We start from the raw sequence: 15,289 nt of genomic DNA on the forward strand, positions 1-15,289 counted from the left end.
CCTTCAAGCCAGGGTTTGGGCGGCATCGGCCACGGCGGCGCGGATGCGGGCATAGGTGCCGCAGCGGCAGACGTTGCCGGCCATCGCGGCGTCAATCTGGGCTTCGGTGGGCTTCTTGCCGCGCGGCAAGGTCTTCAAAAACGCGGTGGCCGACATGATCTGGCCGCTTTGGCAGTAGCCGCACTGAGCCACGTCATGCTTCACCCAGGCCGCGTGCACGGCTTGGCCCACCTTGTCCTGGCCACCGGTGACGGCTTCGATGGTGGTGATTTTTTGCCCGGCGGCGGCCGAGATCGGCGTGACGCAGGAGCGTATGGCCTGGCCGTTCAGGTGCACGGTGCAGGCGCCGCACAGGGCCGCACCGCAGCCGAATTTGGTGCCAGTCATGCCCAGCGTGTCGCGCAAGGCCCAGAGGATGGGGGTGGAGGGGTCGGCATCGACCTGGCGGTCCTGGCCGTTGATGTTCAGCGTGCTCATGGGGTGGGACTCCTGTGGGTGAATATTTATTCGGTTATGAGAGGGTTTGAGGCTGGGTGTCACCAGGTCGGATCAGGCCTTGATGCCGTCCCAGCACAGGCCAAAAGCCATCGCCAGGTGGGCCTCGTCGTGGGGCAGGGTGCCGGCGCGCAACAGGTTGGCGGTTTCGCGCACCGAGCCGGCAAAGCTGTTGAGCAGCAGCAGCGTGGGCACGTCCTTCAGGATTTGCTGCTGCTTGGCGTTGTTGATCAGGTCCAGCCAGGCTTGGATCAGCCGGGTCGACAGGTTGCGGCTTTCTTCGCTGAACCAGGGCGAGTTGTAGTACTGCTCCAGAAACACCATCTGCGCGTACTGCGTCAGGCGGTGGTTGAGCCAGTTGGTCCACATGCGCTGAAAGCGGCGCTTGAAAGGGTCTTGCGGGGTGTCACCCTGCATCAGCGTGGCCGCGGTTTCGGTCTTGGCCTGCTCGTAGAGCGCGGTCAGCAGCTCTTCTTTGGACTTGAAGTAGACGTACAGCGTGCCCGTGGCCAAGCCCGCCTCGCGGGCAATTGCGGCCATGGTCAGGCCGCTCAGGCCGGTCTGCTCGACCAGCCTGAAAGTGGCTTGCGCGATGGCGCGCAGCTTGACCTCGTCCTTGGGTTTCATGGGCGCATGATAGTCGAATATTTATTCATGCATCAAAGCCCTGCTGGGCGCAGGTGTATGGACTGGCTGGGGCCTTTACCAGGCCGCGACCGGCGCTTCATCGGCAGCGCATCGGGCGGGGTCAGCATGAGCGCCTTGATTGACCACCACCCAAGGAACTGCTGTGAAGCACACCGCCCAGGCCGCACCCGCTGGCCTCTCTTCTGTTTCCAACCCATCGCCCGCACCGCGCTGGGCCCGGCGCACGGGCGCTGGCCTGCTGTGGGCGGCTCTGGGCTTGTGCAGCCTGGCTGCCCAGGCGCAAAACGGCCCGCCTTCGGGTCAGCCGCCGGGCCCCCCGCCGGAGGCTGTGGCCGCCTGCACCGGCAAGACCGTGGGCGCGGCCTGCAGCTTCACAGGCCGGCAAAACGACACCCTGAGCGGCCAATGCGCGACGGCGCCCTCGGGCCCACCGGGCAGCAGCAGCTCGTCTTCATCGTCTTCGTCCTCATCGTCGAGCAGCACTTTGGCCTGCCGACCGAGCAACATGCCCGCGCCTCGGTGACGGCCCGAGGGGTTGTTTCCTTCGGTGACAACCCCGACGGGTCGTTGCGGAGGCCGCCCCGCCAGCAGGGATGAGGCTCAATACGCCCCCTGACTCCCCGCACGCTGTGCCGGCACCGGTGTGGCCCGCGCGCCCAGCCATTGGCGGGCCAGGCCACGGGCGGCGTTGGCGAACATCAGCACGTCCACGCCGACGGCCACAAAGGTGGCCCCGATGTCCAGGTAGCGCTGGGCCAGCGCGGCGTCCGAGGTCAACGTGCCGGCGGCCTTGCCTGAGGCGACGATGGTGCGGATGGCGTTTTCAATCGCGGTCTGCACGTCGGGGTGGCCGGGTCGGCCCCGGTGGCCCATTGAGGCGGCCAGGTCGGCTGGGCCGATGAAGACCCCGTCCACGCCGTCGACGGCACAGATCTCGCTCAGGTGTTCCAGCGCGGTCACGCTTTCGGCCTGCACCAGCAGGCAGATGCCGTCGTCGGCGGCGTCCAGGTAGTCGCTTTGCAGGCTCCACTGTGAAGCCCGACCCACTGCGCTGCCCACGCCCCGGATGCCGCGCGGCGGGTACTGCACGGCCGAGACCATCAGGCGCGCCTGCTCGGGCGTGTCCACCATCGGGATCAACAGGTTGCGCACGCCGATGTCCAGCAGTTGCTTGATCAGCGCCACATGGCCTTCCACGGCGCGCACCACGGGCTGGGCGCGGTAGGGCGCCACGGCCTGCAGTTGCTGCAAGGTGCTCTGAAGGTGGTTGGGGGCGTGCTCGCCGTCGATCAGCAGCCAGTCGAAACCAGCGGTGGCGCTGACCTCGCTGAGGTAGGGCGAGGCCATGGACAGCCACAGGCCGATCTGGGCCTGTTGGTGTTGCAGGGCGAGCTTGAAGGGGTTGGGGTGGCTCATGCGGGTCTCCTGATGAGGGGGTCAATGGGGGTGGCAGGCTCCATGCGGCTGGCCCAACTCAGTCGAGCTGGCCCTGGCACAGGTACTTGGTGTGCAGGTAGTCGTCCAGGCCATAGCGCGAGCCCTCTCGGCCATAGCCCGACGCCTTGACGCCGCCAAAGGGGGCGGCCTCGGAGGCCACGGCCCCTTCGTTGATGCCCACGATGCCGCTCTCCAGCGCGCTGGCCACCCGCCAGATGCGGCGCACGTTCTGCGAGTAGAAGTAGGCCGCCAGGCCGAACGGCGTGTCGTTGGCCAGGGCGATGACCTCGTCTTCGGTGTCAAAGGTGAACAGCGGCGCGACCGGGCCAAAGGTCTCTTCTTGCGTGAGTACCATGTCGGGCGTCACGCCGCTGAGCACCGTGGGCGCGTAGTAATGCGGGCCGTCCAGCCCGGACCCTTGCAGGCGCTGGCCACCAGTTTCCAGGCGCGCGCCCTTGGCCAGGGCGTCTTGCACATGGCGCTCGATCTTCTCCACCGCGCGGGCATTGATCATCGGGCCGATCAGGCTGGCGGGCTGCTGGGCCGGGCCCACGGGCAGGGCGGCAACGCGGGCGGCCAGCTTCTGGCTGAAGGCCGCCTGCACGCTGCGCTGCACATAGATGCGGTTGGGGCAGACGCAGGTCTGGCCCCCGTTGCGGAACTTGGCGGCCATCACGCCGTCCACCGCCGCGTCCAGGTCGGCATCTTCAAACACGATGAAGGGCGCGTTGCCACCCAGCTCGAGCGACAGCTTCTTCAAGGTGTCGGCCGAGGCGCGTGCCAGGTGCTGGCCCACCGGGGTGGAGCCGGTGAAGGTGATCTTGCGCACCTCAGGGCTGGCGAGCCAGACATCGACCACGGCCGGGGTCTGCTGGCGCGAGGCCGTGACCACGTTCAACACGCCGGGCGGAAAGCCCGCCAACTCGCCCAGTCGGGCCAGGGCCAGGGCAGTCAGCGGGGTGTCTTCGGCGGGCTTGGCCACCACGCAGCAGCCGGCGGCCAGGGCCGGCGCGATCTTGCGCGCGATCATGGCCAGCGGGAAGTTCCACGGTGTGATGGCGGCCACCACGCCGACGGGCTCTTTGAGCACCATCATGCGCCGGCCATTGACGGCGGCGGGCACCATGTCGCCGTAGACGCGGGTGGCTTCTTCGGCAAACCATTCGATGTAGGAGGCGCCATACAGCACCTCGCCCCGCGCTTCGGCCAAGGGCTTGCCCTGCTCCAGCGAGATCAGCCGGGCCAGGTCGTCCTGGTGCTGCAGCAGCAGCGCGTGCCAGCGCTTCAGGGCCTGGGCGCGCTCCTTGGCCGGACGCACGCGCCACAGCTTGAAGGCGGCACAGGCCGCGTCCAGTGCGGCTTGGGCATCGGCGGCGTCGCCATCGGGCACCTGGGCGATCAAGGCTTCGGGCCGGGCCGGGTCCAGTGCCGGGTTGTGCACGGGCAGGGCCTGACCGGCCTGGCCGGCCACCCATTGGCCGTTGATGAAGTGGTGGGCGCGCAGCAGGCTGGGGTCGGAGAGGGTCAGGGAATGCATGGTGTCAGGGGGTGAAATGGGGGCCGCACCGGGGCGGCAGGCGACATGAAGCCCGCACCGCGCGCCCGCGCGGCAGTGACAAGACTCTCAGGGGTGGCGGGGGCGGAAGGGCGGGGCGAACCCGCCTCAGCTCACGATGCCCAGGTGCCAGGGCACGAACTCGTGGTCGCCCAGGCCCAGCAACTCGCTCTTGGTTTTGTGGCCCGAGGCGGCGTGCAGGATGTGCTCAAAGATGCGCTGCCCCATTTGCTGCACATCGCAGTCGCCGTCGAGCACCGCGCCGCAGTTGATGTCCATGTCCTCTTCAAGGCGCTCGAACATCGGCGTGTTGCTGGCCAGCTTGATGGTGGGCGCGGGTTTGGAGCCGAACATCGAACCCCGCCCGGTGGTGAAGCAGATCAGGTTGGCGCCGCTGGCAATCTGCCCGGTCACGGCCACCGGGTCGTAGCCGGGCGAATCCATGAACACAAAGCCCGCTTTGTCGATCGGTTCGGCGTAGCGGTAGACCTCGACCAGGGGGGTGGTGCCGCCCTTCATGGCCGAGCCCAGGCTTTTCTCGAAGATGTTGGCCAGGCCGCCGGCCTGGTTGCCGTGGCCCACCACGCCATTGAACTGCGCGTTGTGGCCGCGCGTGTACTCGGCCCACCAGTCCAGCCGGTCCAGCAGCTTTTGGCCCACTTCGGGGCTGACCGCGCGGCGCGTCAGCATGTACTCGACGCCGTGGATCTCGGGCGTCTCGGACAGGATGGCCGTGCCGCCATGGCGCACCAGGATGTCCATGGCCGCGCCCAGCGCCGGGTTGGCGGTGATGCCCGAAAACCCATCGGAGCCGCCGCACTCCAGGCCGATCTTGATGTGCTCCGCACTCACCGGCTGGCGCGTCACCTGATTGACCTGGGGCAGCATGACCTCGACCGCGGCAATGCCGGCCGCGATGGTGGCGCGCGTGCCGCCGCTGTCCTGCATGACCAGCGACTGCACCAGGGCGCTGTTTTGCAGCCCTTGCGAGCTGAACAGGTCGGCCACCTGGTTGCGTTCGCAGCCCAGGCCGACGATCAGCACGCCACCCAGATTGGGGTGGCGCGCGTAGCCGGCGATGGTGCGGCGCAGCAGGTCAAAGTGCTCACTGGGCGAGGACATGCCGCAGCCACTGGTCTGGGCAAAAGCCACCACGCCGTCCACGTTGGGGAAGTCGCGCAAGCGCTCTTCGGTGAAGTGCGCCGCGATGCGGTTGATGGTGGTGGCCGAGCAGTTGACCGAGCTGATCAGCCCGATGAAGTTGCGCGTGGCCACGCGCCCGTCGGGCCGCACGATGCCCATGAAGGTGGCGCGCTGCTCGGGTGGCAGCAGGTCTACCGGGCGCACATCTTGGCAGAAGGCCGGGTCGCGGTACTCGTCGACCAGGGTCAGGTTGTGGCCGTGCACATGCTCGCCCGCTTCAATGTCGCGGCTGGCCGCGCCGATCACGGTGTCGTACTTGCGCACGCGCTCGCCCGCGGCGATGGCGCGCGCTGCGATCTTGTGCCCGGCGGGCACTTGGGCGCGGGTGCGCAGCCCGAATTCGGCCAGGGTCTGGCCCAGCGCGATGGGCGCGCGCGCCACCAGCACGTTGTCGTTGGGGTGCAGCCGGATCAGCGGCGAGAGCGTTGGGCTTGTGGTCATCGTGGGGTCGGGTGAATGGGGCGGGCGGGGCCGGGTGTGCCGGGGCTCAGCCCTTGGCCAGCAATTCCTTGAGCTTCAGGCGTTCGATCAGCTGGGTTTCACGGCGGTAGACCTCGCTCACGTAGCGCGCGTAGTCGGGGCCGTCCAGGTACATCAGGGGGGCGTCGATGCGGTCGCAGGCGGTGGCAAACTCAGCGCTGGCGGCGGCCTGGCGGAAGGCCTCGCGCAGGCGCTTTTCAATGGCGGGCTCCAGGCCCTTGGGGGCGCCCACGCCATTGGGCGCGTCCACCACCACGTTGTAGCCCAGCTCTTTGAGCGTGGGCGCGTCGGGGAAGTCTTGGGTTCGCTTCTCGCCCCAGGTGGCCAGCAGGCGCAGCTTGCCGGCCTTCACATAGGGCGCCCATGAGGTCGAGTCAGCCAGCGCATTGAGTTGGCCCCCCAGCAGGTCTTGCAAGGCCGGCGCGCCGCCCTTGTAAGGGATGTGGTTGAGCTGCACGCCGGCGGCCAGGGCCAATTCCTCCATGCCCACATGGGTGGCGCCAGCCACGCCCGCGCTGCCATAGGTCAGCTCGCCGGGCTTGGCCTTGGCGGCGGCGACCAACTCTTTGAGCGATTTCCAGGGCGCGTCGCTGTGCACCACGATGCCAAAGGTCTGGCCCGAGGTGCGGGCCAGGTAGCTGAGGTCTTTCAGCGGGTCGAGCGCCACGGTACCCAGTTGTGAGAAGCGCGTCACCGAGATCGGGATCTGCCCAACGGTGTAGCCGTCCGGCTTGGCGCTGGCCAGGGCCTTGGCGCCCAGCATGCCAGCGGCACCGGCCTTGTTTTCCACCACCACACTCTGGCCCAGTTGCTTGGCCGCGGCCGAGCACAGGGCGCGCATGGTCACGTCGGCCGTGCCGCCCGCGGGCCAGGGGCAGATGAAGGTGATGGGGCGGTCCGGGTAGCTGGACTGCGCCTGGCTGGCCAGGGGCAGTCCCAGGGCGAGGGTGCCCAGGCTTTTGGCGATGAATTGGCGACGGTTGTCGGCATGCGACGGCTTCAGGTGGCTCATGTTTGTCTCCGCTCGGGGCGATTTGTCGTGGGGGGCAGGGCGCGTGCTCTCTGTCAGCGGCCGATTCTGCGCAGGCTCAACATAGCCGTCTAATGAAGTTATAGACTGACTCCATAGCCTAGATGACATGAAGATGCCGCCATGACCTTTGCCACACCGTCCATTGACCGTGTCTTGCGCTCCAACCTCAAGCTCAAGCACCTGCAGCTGCTGGTGGCGCTGGACCAGTTTCGTCACCTGGGACGGGCGTCGGAGTTCTTGTCGCTGACCCAGCCTGCGGTGTCCAAGACCCTGGCCGAGGTGGAGCGCCTGTTTGGCGTGGCGCTGTTCGTCCGTTCGACCCGGGGCACCGAGCCCACCGCTTATGGCCAGACCGTGGTGCGGTTTGCGCGTTCGGTGCTGGCCGACTTTGACCGCACGCGCGACGAGATCGCCGCTGTGGCCAGTGGTGCGGCGGGCCGGGTGCGCGTGGGCGCCATGGTGGTGGCCACGCCGGTGCTGGTGTCGCGCGCCATCGCGCAGCTCAAGCAGCAGTCGCCGCAGACCTCGGTGCTGGTGGAAGAGGGCGACCTGACGCGCTTGTTGCCGCCCTTGCGCCAGGGGGAGCTGGATGTGTTTGTGGGCCGGCTCGAGCCCGGCTATGCCGCGCCCGACCTGGAGACTGAGGCGCTTTACACCGAGCCCATGTGCATCGTGTGCGGCCCGCGTCACCCGCTGGCGCGGCGGCGGCGCGTGGACTGGGCCGAACTGGCCGCACAGCCCTGGGTCATGCCGCCGCCCTGGGCGTCGTCCCGCATCAAGCTCAACCAGATGTTCTACAAACACCGGCTCAACCCACCGGTGGATGTGATCGAGAGCGCTTCTTTTCTGGTCACGCTGACTTGTTTGCGCGAGCATGGCGCGATGGGCTTCTGGGCCCAGTCGGTGGCCGAGCACTACCGCGATCAGGGGCTGGTGCGCGTGCTGCCCATCGAGGTGCCCATCGACCTGCCGCCGGTGGGCCTGATCACCGTGCGCGGGCGTTTGCGCACCCCGGCGGCCGAGCAGTTCATGGCTTGCCTGAGGCAGGTGAATGCGGTGCTGAAGACAGAACCTTGAAGCCCATGGGGCGCGCGCCCGCGCCGGCCAAAAAGACGTGGGCGGCAGCGGGTTCTGCGTGCCGAACTCGGAATGGCTGGCGCCAGCCAAGTATTATTTGAAGTTCATTTCGTTGGAGGGGGGGCCGGTGGCTTTCAGGCGCTGGCCCGGGGACAGTCACCGGCCTCCATGACTTCTTTTTGCCTTGCTCATGCACATCCAGTCCACCCGGCGCACCAGCGCTGTCGCTCCCAGTACCGGTTACAAACAGCGGCGCGGGCCCCAATGGGGAGCCTGGCTGCTGGTGTGTTGGTGCTTGTCCTTGATGTCGCTCATGGCCTCGGCCGCCCGGGCCGACACCATCAGCACCTATGCCGGCAACCCAGTTCCCAATGGCCTGGCCACCAACATCGGGGCCAGCGCCAACGGCGTGGTCGTGGACTCGGCGGGCTTGCTCTACGTGACCGATATCAGCAACCACACCGTTCGAAGGATCGACCCAGCAACGGGGCAAAGCACCGTGATCGCCGGTATCGGGCGCAGTGGTTTCTCGGGGGATGGCGGGGCGGCCACCAGTGCCATGCTCAATGCGCCCAGAGGGGTGGCGGTCGACAGCGCCGGCAATGTCTACATTGCGGACACCAGCAACCACCGCATCCGCAAGATCAACACCAGTGGGGTGATCTCTACCTTCGCAGGCACGGGCACGTCCACTTTCGCGGGCGATGGCAATGCCGCCACGGCGGCCAACTTCAACAACCCCCAGAGTGTGGCGGTCGACGGTGCAGGCAACGTGTTCATCGCCGACACCGGCAATGCCCGCATTCGCCAAGTCAGTGTGGGCGGCACGGTCACCACGGTGGCCGGCACTGGCTTCGCCGGCTACCAGAGCGACAACGTGGCGGCTACCAGCACCCGCATCAACAGTCCCCGTGGCGTGGTGCCCGATGGGACGGGTGCCTTCTACATCCTCGACACCGGCAACCACCGCATTCGCAAAGTCAGCGCCGACGGGATCATCACCACGGTGGCGGGCACGGGGTCTGCCACCGCTTCCGGCGACGGCGGTGTGGCTACCAGCGCCGGTGTTCGCGCGCCAACGGGTTTGGCCCTGGATGGCAGTGGCAATCTCTATATTTCCGACACCAGCAACCGCATCCGCAAGGTCAGCGCCGGTGTGATCACAACCCTGGCAGGCACGGGGACCTCGGGCTTCAGTGGCGATGGCGGGGCGCCCGCCAGTGCCCAGATCAATTCTCCGCAGGGGTTGGCCGTGGACAGCATGGGGACGGTGTACGTGGCGGACAGCAACAATGTCCGGGTGCGAAAAATCAGCGGGGGTCTGATCTCCACACTGGCTGGCACCGGAAGCAGCACCTTTGGCGGTGACGGTGGCGATGCCCTGAATGCGCAGTTCACCGACCCTCGTGGCGTGGTCCGCGACAGCGTGGGCAATGTCTATGTTGCGGACGGCATCGCTCACCGGATCCGCAAGATCAGTCCCGCCGGGACCGTGACCACCTTGGCGGGCACTGGCGCGCAGGGTTACAGCGGTGACAACGGTCCGGCCAGCAGTGCCCAGTTGTACAACCCGATGTCCATCGCCCTGGATTCATCCGGCAATGTGTACTTCTCGGACCTTAACAACAACCGCATCCGCAAAATTGACACATCGGGCAACATCACCACTGTGGCTGGCAGCGGCGTGGGCGGGTTTGCTGGTGATGGGGGGGCTGCAACCAGCGCCCGGGTCTTTGCGCCCTATGGTCTTGTGGTGGACAGCCAGGGCAACCTCTTCATCGCCGACACGGGCAACGATCGGATTCGCAAAGTGGACACCGCCGGCATCATCACGACCTGGGCGGGCACCGGCGGGACGGGCTTCACCAATGGTGCTGCGGCCAGTGCCAAGTTCAATGCACCTCTGGGATTGGCCATCGACAGTGCGGACAGCCTGTACGTGGTCGACTTCGGTAACAACGCGATTCGCAAAATTGCCGGCGGCATGGTCAGCACCGTGGTGGGCACGGGCGCAGGTGGATTTACCGGCGACGGTGCAGCCGCCACCAGCGCCACGTTGAACGCACCGCGCGCCGTGGTCGTGGATGCTGCGAACAAGCTCTACATTGCAGATACCGGCAACCACCGGGTTCGCCAAGTTGACAGCAGCGGCGTGATCACCACCGTGGCGGGGGCCGGCACCTCCGGATTCAGTGGCGACGGTGACGTACCCACCAGCGCCCAGTTCAGTTCGCCGTGGGGGCTGAGCCTCTTCGGTTCGATGGGCCTGTTGATCGCGGACAGCGGCAACCGGCGAGTGCGCCTGCTGGCCTTTGCCGACCCACCCGGCGCACCGACCGCGGTCACCGCCACGGCGGGCAACGCCAGCGCCACGGTGTCGTTTGCCGCGCCTGCGGCCAACGGCAGCTCGGCCATCACCGGCTACACCGTGGTGTCCAGCCCGGCGGGTGGCACCGACAGCAACGCCGGCTCCACGGCCCTGAGCCACGTGGTCACCGGCCTCACCAGCGGGGTGAGCTACACCTTCACGGTGGTGGCCAGCAACCTGGCCGGGCCTGGGCCAGCTTCGTCACCGTCGAACAGCGTGGTGCCCATCTCGCTGGTCAACGGCGTGTGCAGCGCAGCGAGCAATGTCAGCAGCCTGTTCATGCCCAGCACCAACCTGTGCTCGGCCGGCAGTGCCAGCGCCGTGAGCAACAGCTCGCCCTGGCGCTGGAACTGCGTCGGCAGCAACGGCGGCAGCACCGCCATGTGCTCGGCGCCGGTGGGGCAAACGGTCTCTGGCACGGGTGCGTCGCGGGTCAGCGTCGGGGGCAGCAGTTGGGTGGTGGACCAGGTGGGCACCACCAATGGCCAGCCCAACACCGCCGGGGCCATCCGCGTGACGGGGGACGCCAAATCCCCGCCGGACGCAGCGCCTGCCGGCTATGTGTTCCCGCACGGCCTGTATGACTTCACCTTGACCGGGGGCACCGGCCCGGCCACCGTGGTCATCAACTACCCCACGCCGCTGCCCGCCGACACGGTGTACTGGAAGTACGGCAAGACCAGCCCCACCGGTGCGGCGCGTTGGTACATCTTCCCTGGCGCGGTCATCAGCCAAGACCGCCTGTCCATCACCCTGACCCTCAGCGACGGGGCGCTGGGCGACGACGACGGCACGGTCAACGGCGTGATCACCGACCCAGGTGGCCCCGGCGCACCGAGCAGCGCCACCACGGCGGTGCCCACCTTGTCACCCTGGGCTTTGGCGGCCCTGGGCTCGCTGTTGCTGCTGCTGACCTGGCGCCAACGTGCTGGTGCCGGTGCCGGTGCCGGGCGCCGCGCAGGCCGTCGCCCGAGCGCTCAAAGACCGTAGGCACACCGAAAGCCGATGTAGACCACTTCAAAGTCCGCCGGCTTCCATTGCACCGCGCTGGCCTGCATTTGGGCGGGGCCGTACCACCAGGATCCGCCGGCGGTCAGGGCCTTGTCGCCCTCCCGGTCGGCCAGCCATTCCCAGGCGTTGGCGCCCATGTCGTACAGGCCGTTCACGCCGGGGCGTGTGGCGCCCACGGGTGCCAGGTTGGGCCAGGGGTCGTCGCCGTTGGTGTTGGCGCCTCGGGGCGAGTCGCCGGTGGGGTAGGGGTAGGTTTGGCCGACCACAAAACCCGCTTGCCCCACCCATTCCGTGTAGGCGGCGCGGGTCCATTCGGCCCGGGTGGGCAGACGCCCCCCAGCCCACTGGCAAAAGTCACGGGCCTCGTACCAACTGACGTGCACCGCCGGGAGGTCTTGCCGGGCATCTGAGGCCCCCAGGGGTTGGCGAAAATGCCAGCCTTTGCGGCGCTGCCAGCCGCCGTCCCATTCGTGGCCGCCGCCGTTCGCCTCTGCGGCCGTGGTGCGCCCGGTGGCTTGGGTGAACGCTGCGAAGCGGGCGATGCTGACCTCGTGCCGGTCGATGGCAAAGCGGTCGAGGCGCACTCGGTCGTTGGCCAGCGCAGAAAGCGCCGCCAGCGTCAACGTCAGGCCGGTGACCCAAGACCGGCGCACAGCAGTTTTCATGGTTGTGTTCTCGTTCCTTGATCGGGGGCTGCACCGCCCATTTCGTCAGCGGCTGTCAGCCACCGGGCGATTGTCAGCCAAGGAACGCTGGCGCACATCGAGGAGGGCCATTCCCCTCGCTGGGCTGTGCGCTGCCTGCCGCAGGGCAGGCGCGTCCCCGTCAAAAGCCCGATCGGCGCATGCGGTAGAAGGTGATGCCTGCCAGCAGCAGGGCCAGCAGCATCATGCCCACTTCAGACAGCGTGGGGATCGACGGCACAGCGGAGGTGATGGCCACCGCCACCCCATTGCCGTTTTGCTTGACAGAGAACGTGGTGCTGCCGTTGCCGATGATCGTGTAGCTCTGCGTCACGCCCTGACCCAGGACGCCCGGGGTGGCGGCCACCACGGCGGGGTTGCTGGAGGTAATGAAGCAAATGGCCCCAGCGGGTAGGACGGTGATTGAAAACGTGTCACCGACCTGACCTGTCAGCGTGCGGTTGGTCGAAGCAGCCGTGTTGCAATCGACCGCGATATTACCCAAATCAGCAGCAAAGGCAGCCGACGAGACGGTCAAAGAAATGGCGAGGATCAGTTTTTGGAAAAAGCTTTTCATGATAATCAATTGAAGTTACTGCTTGTTTTAATGTGGTGCTGAATCAGTGAGCGCTGCGCTCACTGTGCAGTGCACTTGCGATTAATTGCTGATTGTTTTTAAACAAACCCTGATGGCAGGCATTGGGGCTGCCTTTGTGATTTTGACCCAAGAGTTTCAAGGCACCTCATGATCAATCAGTGCTTTGTTTTAATAACCCGCTGCTCTTTGTCAGGGCACGCTGTTGGCGCTCGCTGATGGCTGTATGCTCTTGAGTATGGTTTCCGGGTGGGATTCTAATTCCAAAGCGGAATTGGGTGAAAAATGCCCATCCATTTTCAAGGGTTGTAATACAGTGTAATGTTCGGGCAGGTTGATGGTGTATCCGAAGGGATATTCTCGGTATTCATTTTGACCGCTGGCCGGCCTCATTGGCGTCGCCCACTCTGGTGGCTGGCCCAAGCCGCGATCGGTGTGCCGCCGACGCTGAAGTGCTCGCCCGACACCAGCCCCTGTGGGGCCGCCAGGTCGACCGGGGCGTTGGGCCGTTTTCGCAGCGGTGGGCCTCGCGAGCGCCTGGCCGCAGTGGCTTCAATGAATGGGTGTCCGCTGCCCGTGGCAGGCATTTGTCACGCTTTGGGCGACTGACACGGTGCGTGGGGTCACACGAAGCGGTTAAAACAAAGCTTCCTTCAACACCGGGAGATCATCATGGGTTTTTTCAGCAGCATTCTTTCCAAACTGGGCTTCGGTGAACACGCTGTGGCCGCCGCCGAGCAAGCGCCCAGTGCCACCACGGCGCCTGCACCGGCCTCTGCCCCCACCGCCATCAGTCCGGTGGATGTGCTGGGTCAGCTCGAAGCCCTGGCGGCCAGCCACCCCGAAAAGCTCAACTGGAAGGTCTCCATCGTGGACCTGATGAAGCTGTTGGGGCTGGACAGCAGCCTGAGCGCCCGCAAGGCCCTGGCCACCGAGCTGGGCTGCCCCGCCGACCGCATGGGCGACTCCGCGGCCATGAACATCTGGCTGCACAAGACGGTGCTGCAAAAGCTGGCTGCCAATGGCGGCAATGTGCCCGCCGATTTGCTGCACTGACACCGGGCCCCTCGCGCGGCGGCTGGCCCCCCCCCCCGCGGTGGGGCGGTCGCCGCACCCACCGGTACACCGCTCAGGCCTGCGCGGCCACCGGCGCGGGCAGCACCTTGCCCGGGTTCAACAGGCCTTGCGGGTCCAGCGCTTTCTTGATCTGCCACATCAGGGCCAGTTCGACCTCGGACTTGTAATGGCTCAGGTCGTCGCGCTTGGCCACGCCCACGCCGTGCTCGGCCGAGATCGAGCCCCCGGCCGCATGGGCCAGCGAATCCACCTGGCGCGAGATCGGCTCGTAAAACGCGCCCAAGTAGTCCTTGGCCGGGCGGTCGGCGGGGCGCAGCGGGTTGAAGTGCACATTGCCGTCGCCCATGTGGCCGTAGACGATCATGCGGGTCTGCGGCTCCAGGGCCAGCACGGCGGCGGTGGCCTCCTCAATGAAGGCCGCGATGCGCGACAGCGGCACCGACACATCGCACTTGATGCTGCCGCCAGTGCGGGTTTGCGCGTCGGAGATCTCCTCGCGGATGCGCCAAAAGGTTTGGGCGTCGGCGCCGCTTTGGGCCAGCGTGGCGTCCAGCACCAAGCCGCTTTCAAGGCCGGACTCCAGCACCTGCATCAGGGTCTGGTCCAGGCCCTCGGCCGAGGCGCCGGAAGTCAGCTCGATCAGCACCATCCAGTCGTGGCGCGCTTCAAAAGGCGACTTGACCTTGCCCAGGTAGCCCAGCACCAGGTCCAGCGCCGGGCCTGAGATCAGCTCGAACGCCGTCACGGCCTGGCCCGCCGTCTTTTTGGCCTCGCCCAACAGGGCCACGGCCGCGGCCGGGCTGGCCACCGCAGCCAAGGCCACCGACGAGGCGGTGGGTTGCGGCATCAGCTTCAGCACGGCCGCGGTGACGATGCCCAGCGTGCCCTCCGAGCCAATGAAGAGCTGCTTGAGGTCGTAACCCGTGTTGTCCTTGCGCAGGCCGCGCAGGCCCGAGTAGATGCGCCCGTCGGGCAGGACGGCCTCCACGCCCAGCACCAGGTCGCGCATGTTGCCGTAGCGCAGCACAGCGGTGCCGCCCGCGTTGGTGGAGATGTTGCCGCCGATCTGGCACGAGCCTTCCGAGCCGATGCGCAGCGGAAACAGCCGCCCCGCGTCCTCAGCCGCCTTACGTGCCGCATTCAGGGTGACGCCGGCTTGCAAGGTCAGGGTGTCGTTGACGGTGTCCACCGCCAGCACCTGGTTCATGCGGCGCAGGTTCAGCACCACGGCCTGGCCCTGGGGCTCGGGCACGGCCCCGCCCATCAGCGAGGTGTTGCCCCCTTGCGGCACCACCACCACGCCGTGGGCGTGGCACCAGGCCATCACCTGGCTGACCTGTTCGGTGCTGTTGGGCAGCACCACGGCGGCGGCCTGGCCCACGTACAGGCCTCGGTAGTCGGTCACAAAAGGCTGCAGGTCGGGCGCCTGGCTCAGGCAGGCCTGGGGGCCGACGATGGCGCTCAGGGCGGCGACGATGGCCTCGTTGGACAGGGGGGAGGCGGTGTTTGCGGTCATGGCAGATCGGGGGCGAAATCAGGGTGAAGGGCAGGGCAGCATGGCCTTTGGGCAGGGGCCCGCAAGCCAGCCGCCCAGCGGGTGAATCAAGCGGGTGCCGATTCTGGTTTA

13 protein-coding genes are annotated in these 15,289 nt (G+C 67.0%); 4 read left to right on the top strand and 9 right to left on the bottom strand.

What is annotated here, in order from left to right; translation table 11 throughout:
• Positions 1-3: 3 nt before the first annotated feature.
• Positions 4-477: a (2Fe-2S)-binding protein gene (locus PSQ39_RS07935; RefSeq protein WP_273926185.1), complete on the bottom strand. Its 474-nt coding sequence runs from the start codon at positions 475-477 to the stop codon at positions 4-6.
• A gap of 72 nt (positions 478-549) precedes the next feature.
• Positions 550-1,122, bottom strand: coding sequence for a TetR/AcrR family transcriptional regulator (locus PSQ39_RS07940; protein ID WP_273926186.1), 573 nt, complete (start codon positions 1,120-1,122; stop codon positions 550-552).
• Positions 1,123-1,285: 163 nt separating this feature from the next.
• On the opposite strand from PSQ39_RS07940, the gene PSQ39_RS07945 reads away from it, so the two are divergent.
• Complete coding sequence (locus PSQ39_RS07945; RefSeq protein WP_273926187.1) at positions 1,286-1,666, top strand: hypothetical protein; 381 nt, start codon at positions 1,286-1,288, stop codon at positions 1,664-1,666.
• A gap of 77 nt (positions 1,667-1,743) precedes the next feature.
• Here PSQ39_RS07945 and PSQ39_RS07950 read toward each other — a convergent pair whose 3' ends face one another.
• The 4 genes from PSQ39_RS07950 to PSQ39_RS07965 form a co-directional block, all read right to left on the bottom strand.
• Positions 1,744-2,559 carry an HpcH/HpaI aldolase/citrate lyase family protein gene (locus PSQ39_RS07950; protein WP_273926188.1) on the bottom strand — a complete coding sequence of 272 codons (816 nt, stop codon included), beginning with the start codon at positions 2,557-2,559 and terminating at the stop codon, positions 1,744-1,746.
• Positions 2,560-2,617: 58 nt separating this feature from the next.
• Positions 2,618-4,117, bottom strand: coding sequence for an NAD-dependent succinate-semialdehyde dehydrogenase (locus tag PSQ39_RS07955; RefSeq protein WP_273926189.1), 1,500 nt, complete (start codon positions 4,115-4,117; stop codon positions 2,618-2,620).
• Between the two features lie 126 nt (positions 4,118-4,243).
• Positions 4,244-5,779 carry a UxaA family hydrolase gene (locus tag PSQ39_RS07960; protein ID WP_273926190.1) on the bottom strand — a complete coding sequence of 512 codons (1,536 nt, stop codon included), beginning with the start codon at positions 5,777-5,779 and terminating at the stop codon, positions 4,244-4,246.
• 46 nt (positions 5,780-5,825) lie between these two features.
• Positions 5,826-6,830 (bottom strand): Bug family tripartite tricarboxylate transporter substrate binding protein, encoded by a 1,005-nt coding sequence (locus PSQ39_RS07965; protein ID WP_273926191.1) that lies wholly within the window; start codon positions 6,828-6,830, stop codon positions 5,826-5,828.
• 141 nt (positions 6,831-6,971) lie between these two features.
• Here PSQ39_RS07965 and PSQ39_RS07970 point away from each other — a divergent pair, with 141 nt between their 5' ends.
• Both PSQ39_RS07970 and PSQ39_RS07975 read left to right on the top strand, forming a co-directional pair.
• Positions 6,972-7,928, top strand: coding sequence for a LysR family transcriptional regulator (locus PSQ39_RS07970; RefSeq protein WP_273926192.1), 957 nt, complete (start codon positions 6,972-6,974; stop codon positions 7,926-7,928).
• A 190-nt stretch (positions 7,929-8,118) separates the two neighbouring features.
• On the top strand, positions 8,119-11,286 hold the full coding sequence (locus PSQ39_RS07975; protein WP_273926193.1) for an IPTL-CTERM sorting domain-containing protein: 3,168 nt from the start codon (positions 8,119-8,121) through the stop codon (positions 11,284-11,286).
• On the opposite strand, the gene PSQ39_RS07980 is transcribed toward PSQ39_RS07975, so the two are convergent.
• Both PSQ39_RS07980 and PSQ39_RS07985 read right to left on the bottom strand, forming a co-directional pair.
• Complete coding sequence (locus PSQ39_RS07980) at positions 11,274-11,972, bottom strand: formylglycine-generating enzyme family protein (protein WP_273926194.1); 699 nt, start codon at positions 11,970-11,972, stop codon at positions 11,274-11,276. The genes PSQ39_RS07975 and PSQ39_RS07980 overlap by 13 nt on opposite strands.
• Positions 11,973-12,132: 160 nt before the next feature.
• Positions 12,133-12,567 (bottom strand): IPTL-CTERM sorting domain-containing protein, encoded by a 435-nt coding sequence (locus tag PSQ39_RS07985; protein WP_273926195.1) that lies wholly within the window; start codon positions 12,565-12,567, stop codon positions 12,133-12,135.
• 690 nt (positions 12,568-13,257) lie between these two features.
• Between PSQ39_RS07985 and PSQ39_RS07990 the strand changes: the two genes are divergently transcribed.
• Positions 13,258-13,641 (top strand): DUF3597 domain-containing protein, encoded by a 384-nt coding sequence (locus tag PSQ39_RS07990; protein WP_273926196.1) that lies wholly within the window; start codon positions 13,258-13,260, stop codon positions 13,639-13,641.
• A 73-nt stretch (positions 13,642-13,714) separates the two neighbouring features.
• On the opposite strand, the gene PSQ39_RS07995 is transcribed toward PSQ39_RS07990, so the two are convergent.
• Positions 13,715-15,178, bottom strand: coding sequence for an FAD-binding oxidoreductase (locus tag PSQ39_RS07995; protein ID WP_273926197.1), 1,464 nt, complete (start codon positions 15,176-15,178; stop codon positions 13,715-13,717).
• Positions 15,179-15,289 lie beyond the last annotated feature (111 nt).

This window comes from Curvibacter microcysteis (genome assembly GCF_028649455.1).
Classification (GTDB): Bacteria; Pseudomonadota; Gammaproteobacteria; order Burkholderiales; family Burkholderiaceae_C; genus Curvibacter; species Curvibacter microcysteis.

What these genes read in the sequence shown, in the direction of transcription:
- PSQ39_RS07935 (WP_273926185.1), bottom strand. Translation starts at nt 477, where the DNA reads ATGAGCACGCTGAACATCAACGGCCAGGACCGCCAGGTCGATGCCGAC.
- PSQ39_RS07940 (WP_273926186.1), bottom strand. Translation starts at nt 1,122, where the DNA reads ATGAAACCCAAGGACGAGGTCAAGCTGCGCGCCATCGCGCAAGCCACT.
- PSQ39_RS07950 (WP_273926188.1), bottom strand. Translation starts at nt 2,559, where the DNA reads ATGAGCCACCCCAACCCCTTCAAGCTCGCCCTGCAACACCAACAGGCC.
- PSQ39_RS07955 (WP_273926189.1), bottom strand. Translation starts at nt 4,117, where the DNA reads ATGCATTCCCTGACCCTCTCCGACCCCAGCCTGCTGCGCGCCCACCAC.
- PSQ39_RS07960 (WP_273926190.1), bottom strand. Translation starts at nt 5,779, where the DNA reads ATGACCACAAGCCCAACGCTCTCGCCGCTGATCCGGCTGCACCCCAAC.
- PSQ39_RS07965 (WP_273926191.1), bottom strand. Translation starts at nt 6,830, where the DNA reads ATGAGCCACCTGAAGCCGTCGCATGCCGACAACCGTCGCCAATTCATC.
- PSQ39_RS07970 (WP_273926192.1), top strand. Translation starts at nt 6,972, where the DNA reads ATGACCTTTGCCACACCGTCCATTGACCGTGTCTTGCGCTCCAACCTC.
- PSQ39_RS07975 (WP_273926193.1), top strand. Translation starts at nt 8,119, where the DNA reads ATGCACATCCAGTCCACCCGGCGCACCAGCGCTGTCGCTCCCAGTACC.
- PSQ39_RS07980 (WP_273926194.1), bottom strand. Translation starts at nt 11,972, where the DNA reads ATGAAAACTGCTGTGCGCCGGTCTTGGGTCACCGGCCTGACGTTGACG.
- PSQ39_RS07985 (WP_273926195.1), bottom strand. Translation starts at nt 12,567, where the DNA reads ATGAAAAGCTTTTTCCAAAAACTGATCCTCGCCATTTCTTTGACCGTC.
- PSQ39_RS07990 (WP_273926196.1), top strand. Translation starts at nt 13,258, where the DNA reads ATGGGTTTTTTCAGCAGCATTCTTTCCAAACTGGGCTTCGGTGAACAC.
- PSQ39_RS07995 (WP_273926197.1), bottom strand. Translation starts at nt 15,178, where the DNA reads ATGACCGCAAACACCGCCTCCCCCCTGTCCAACGAGGCCATCGTCGCC.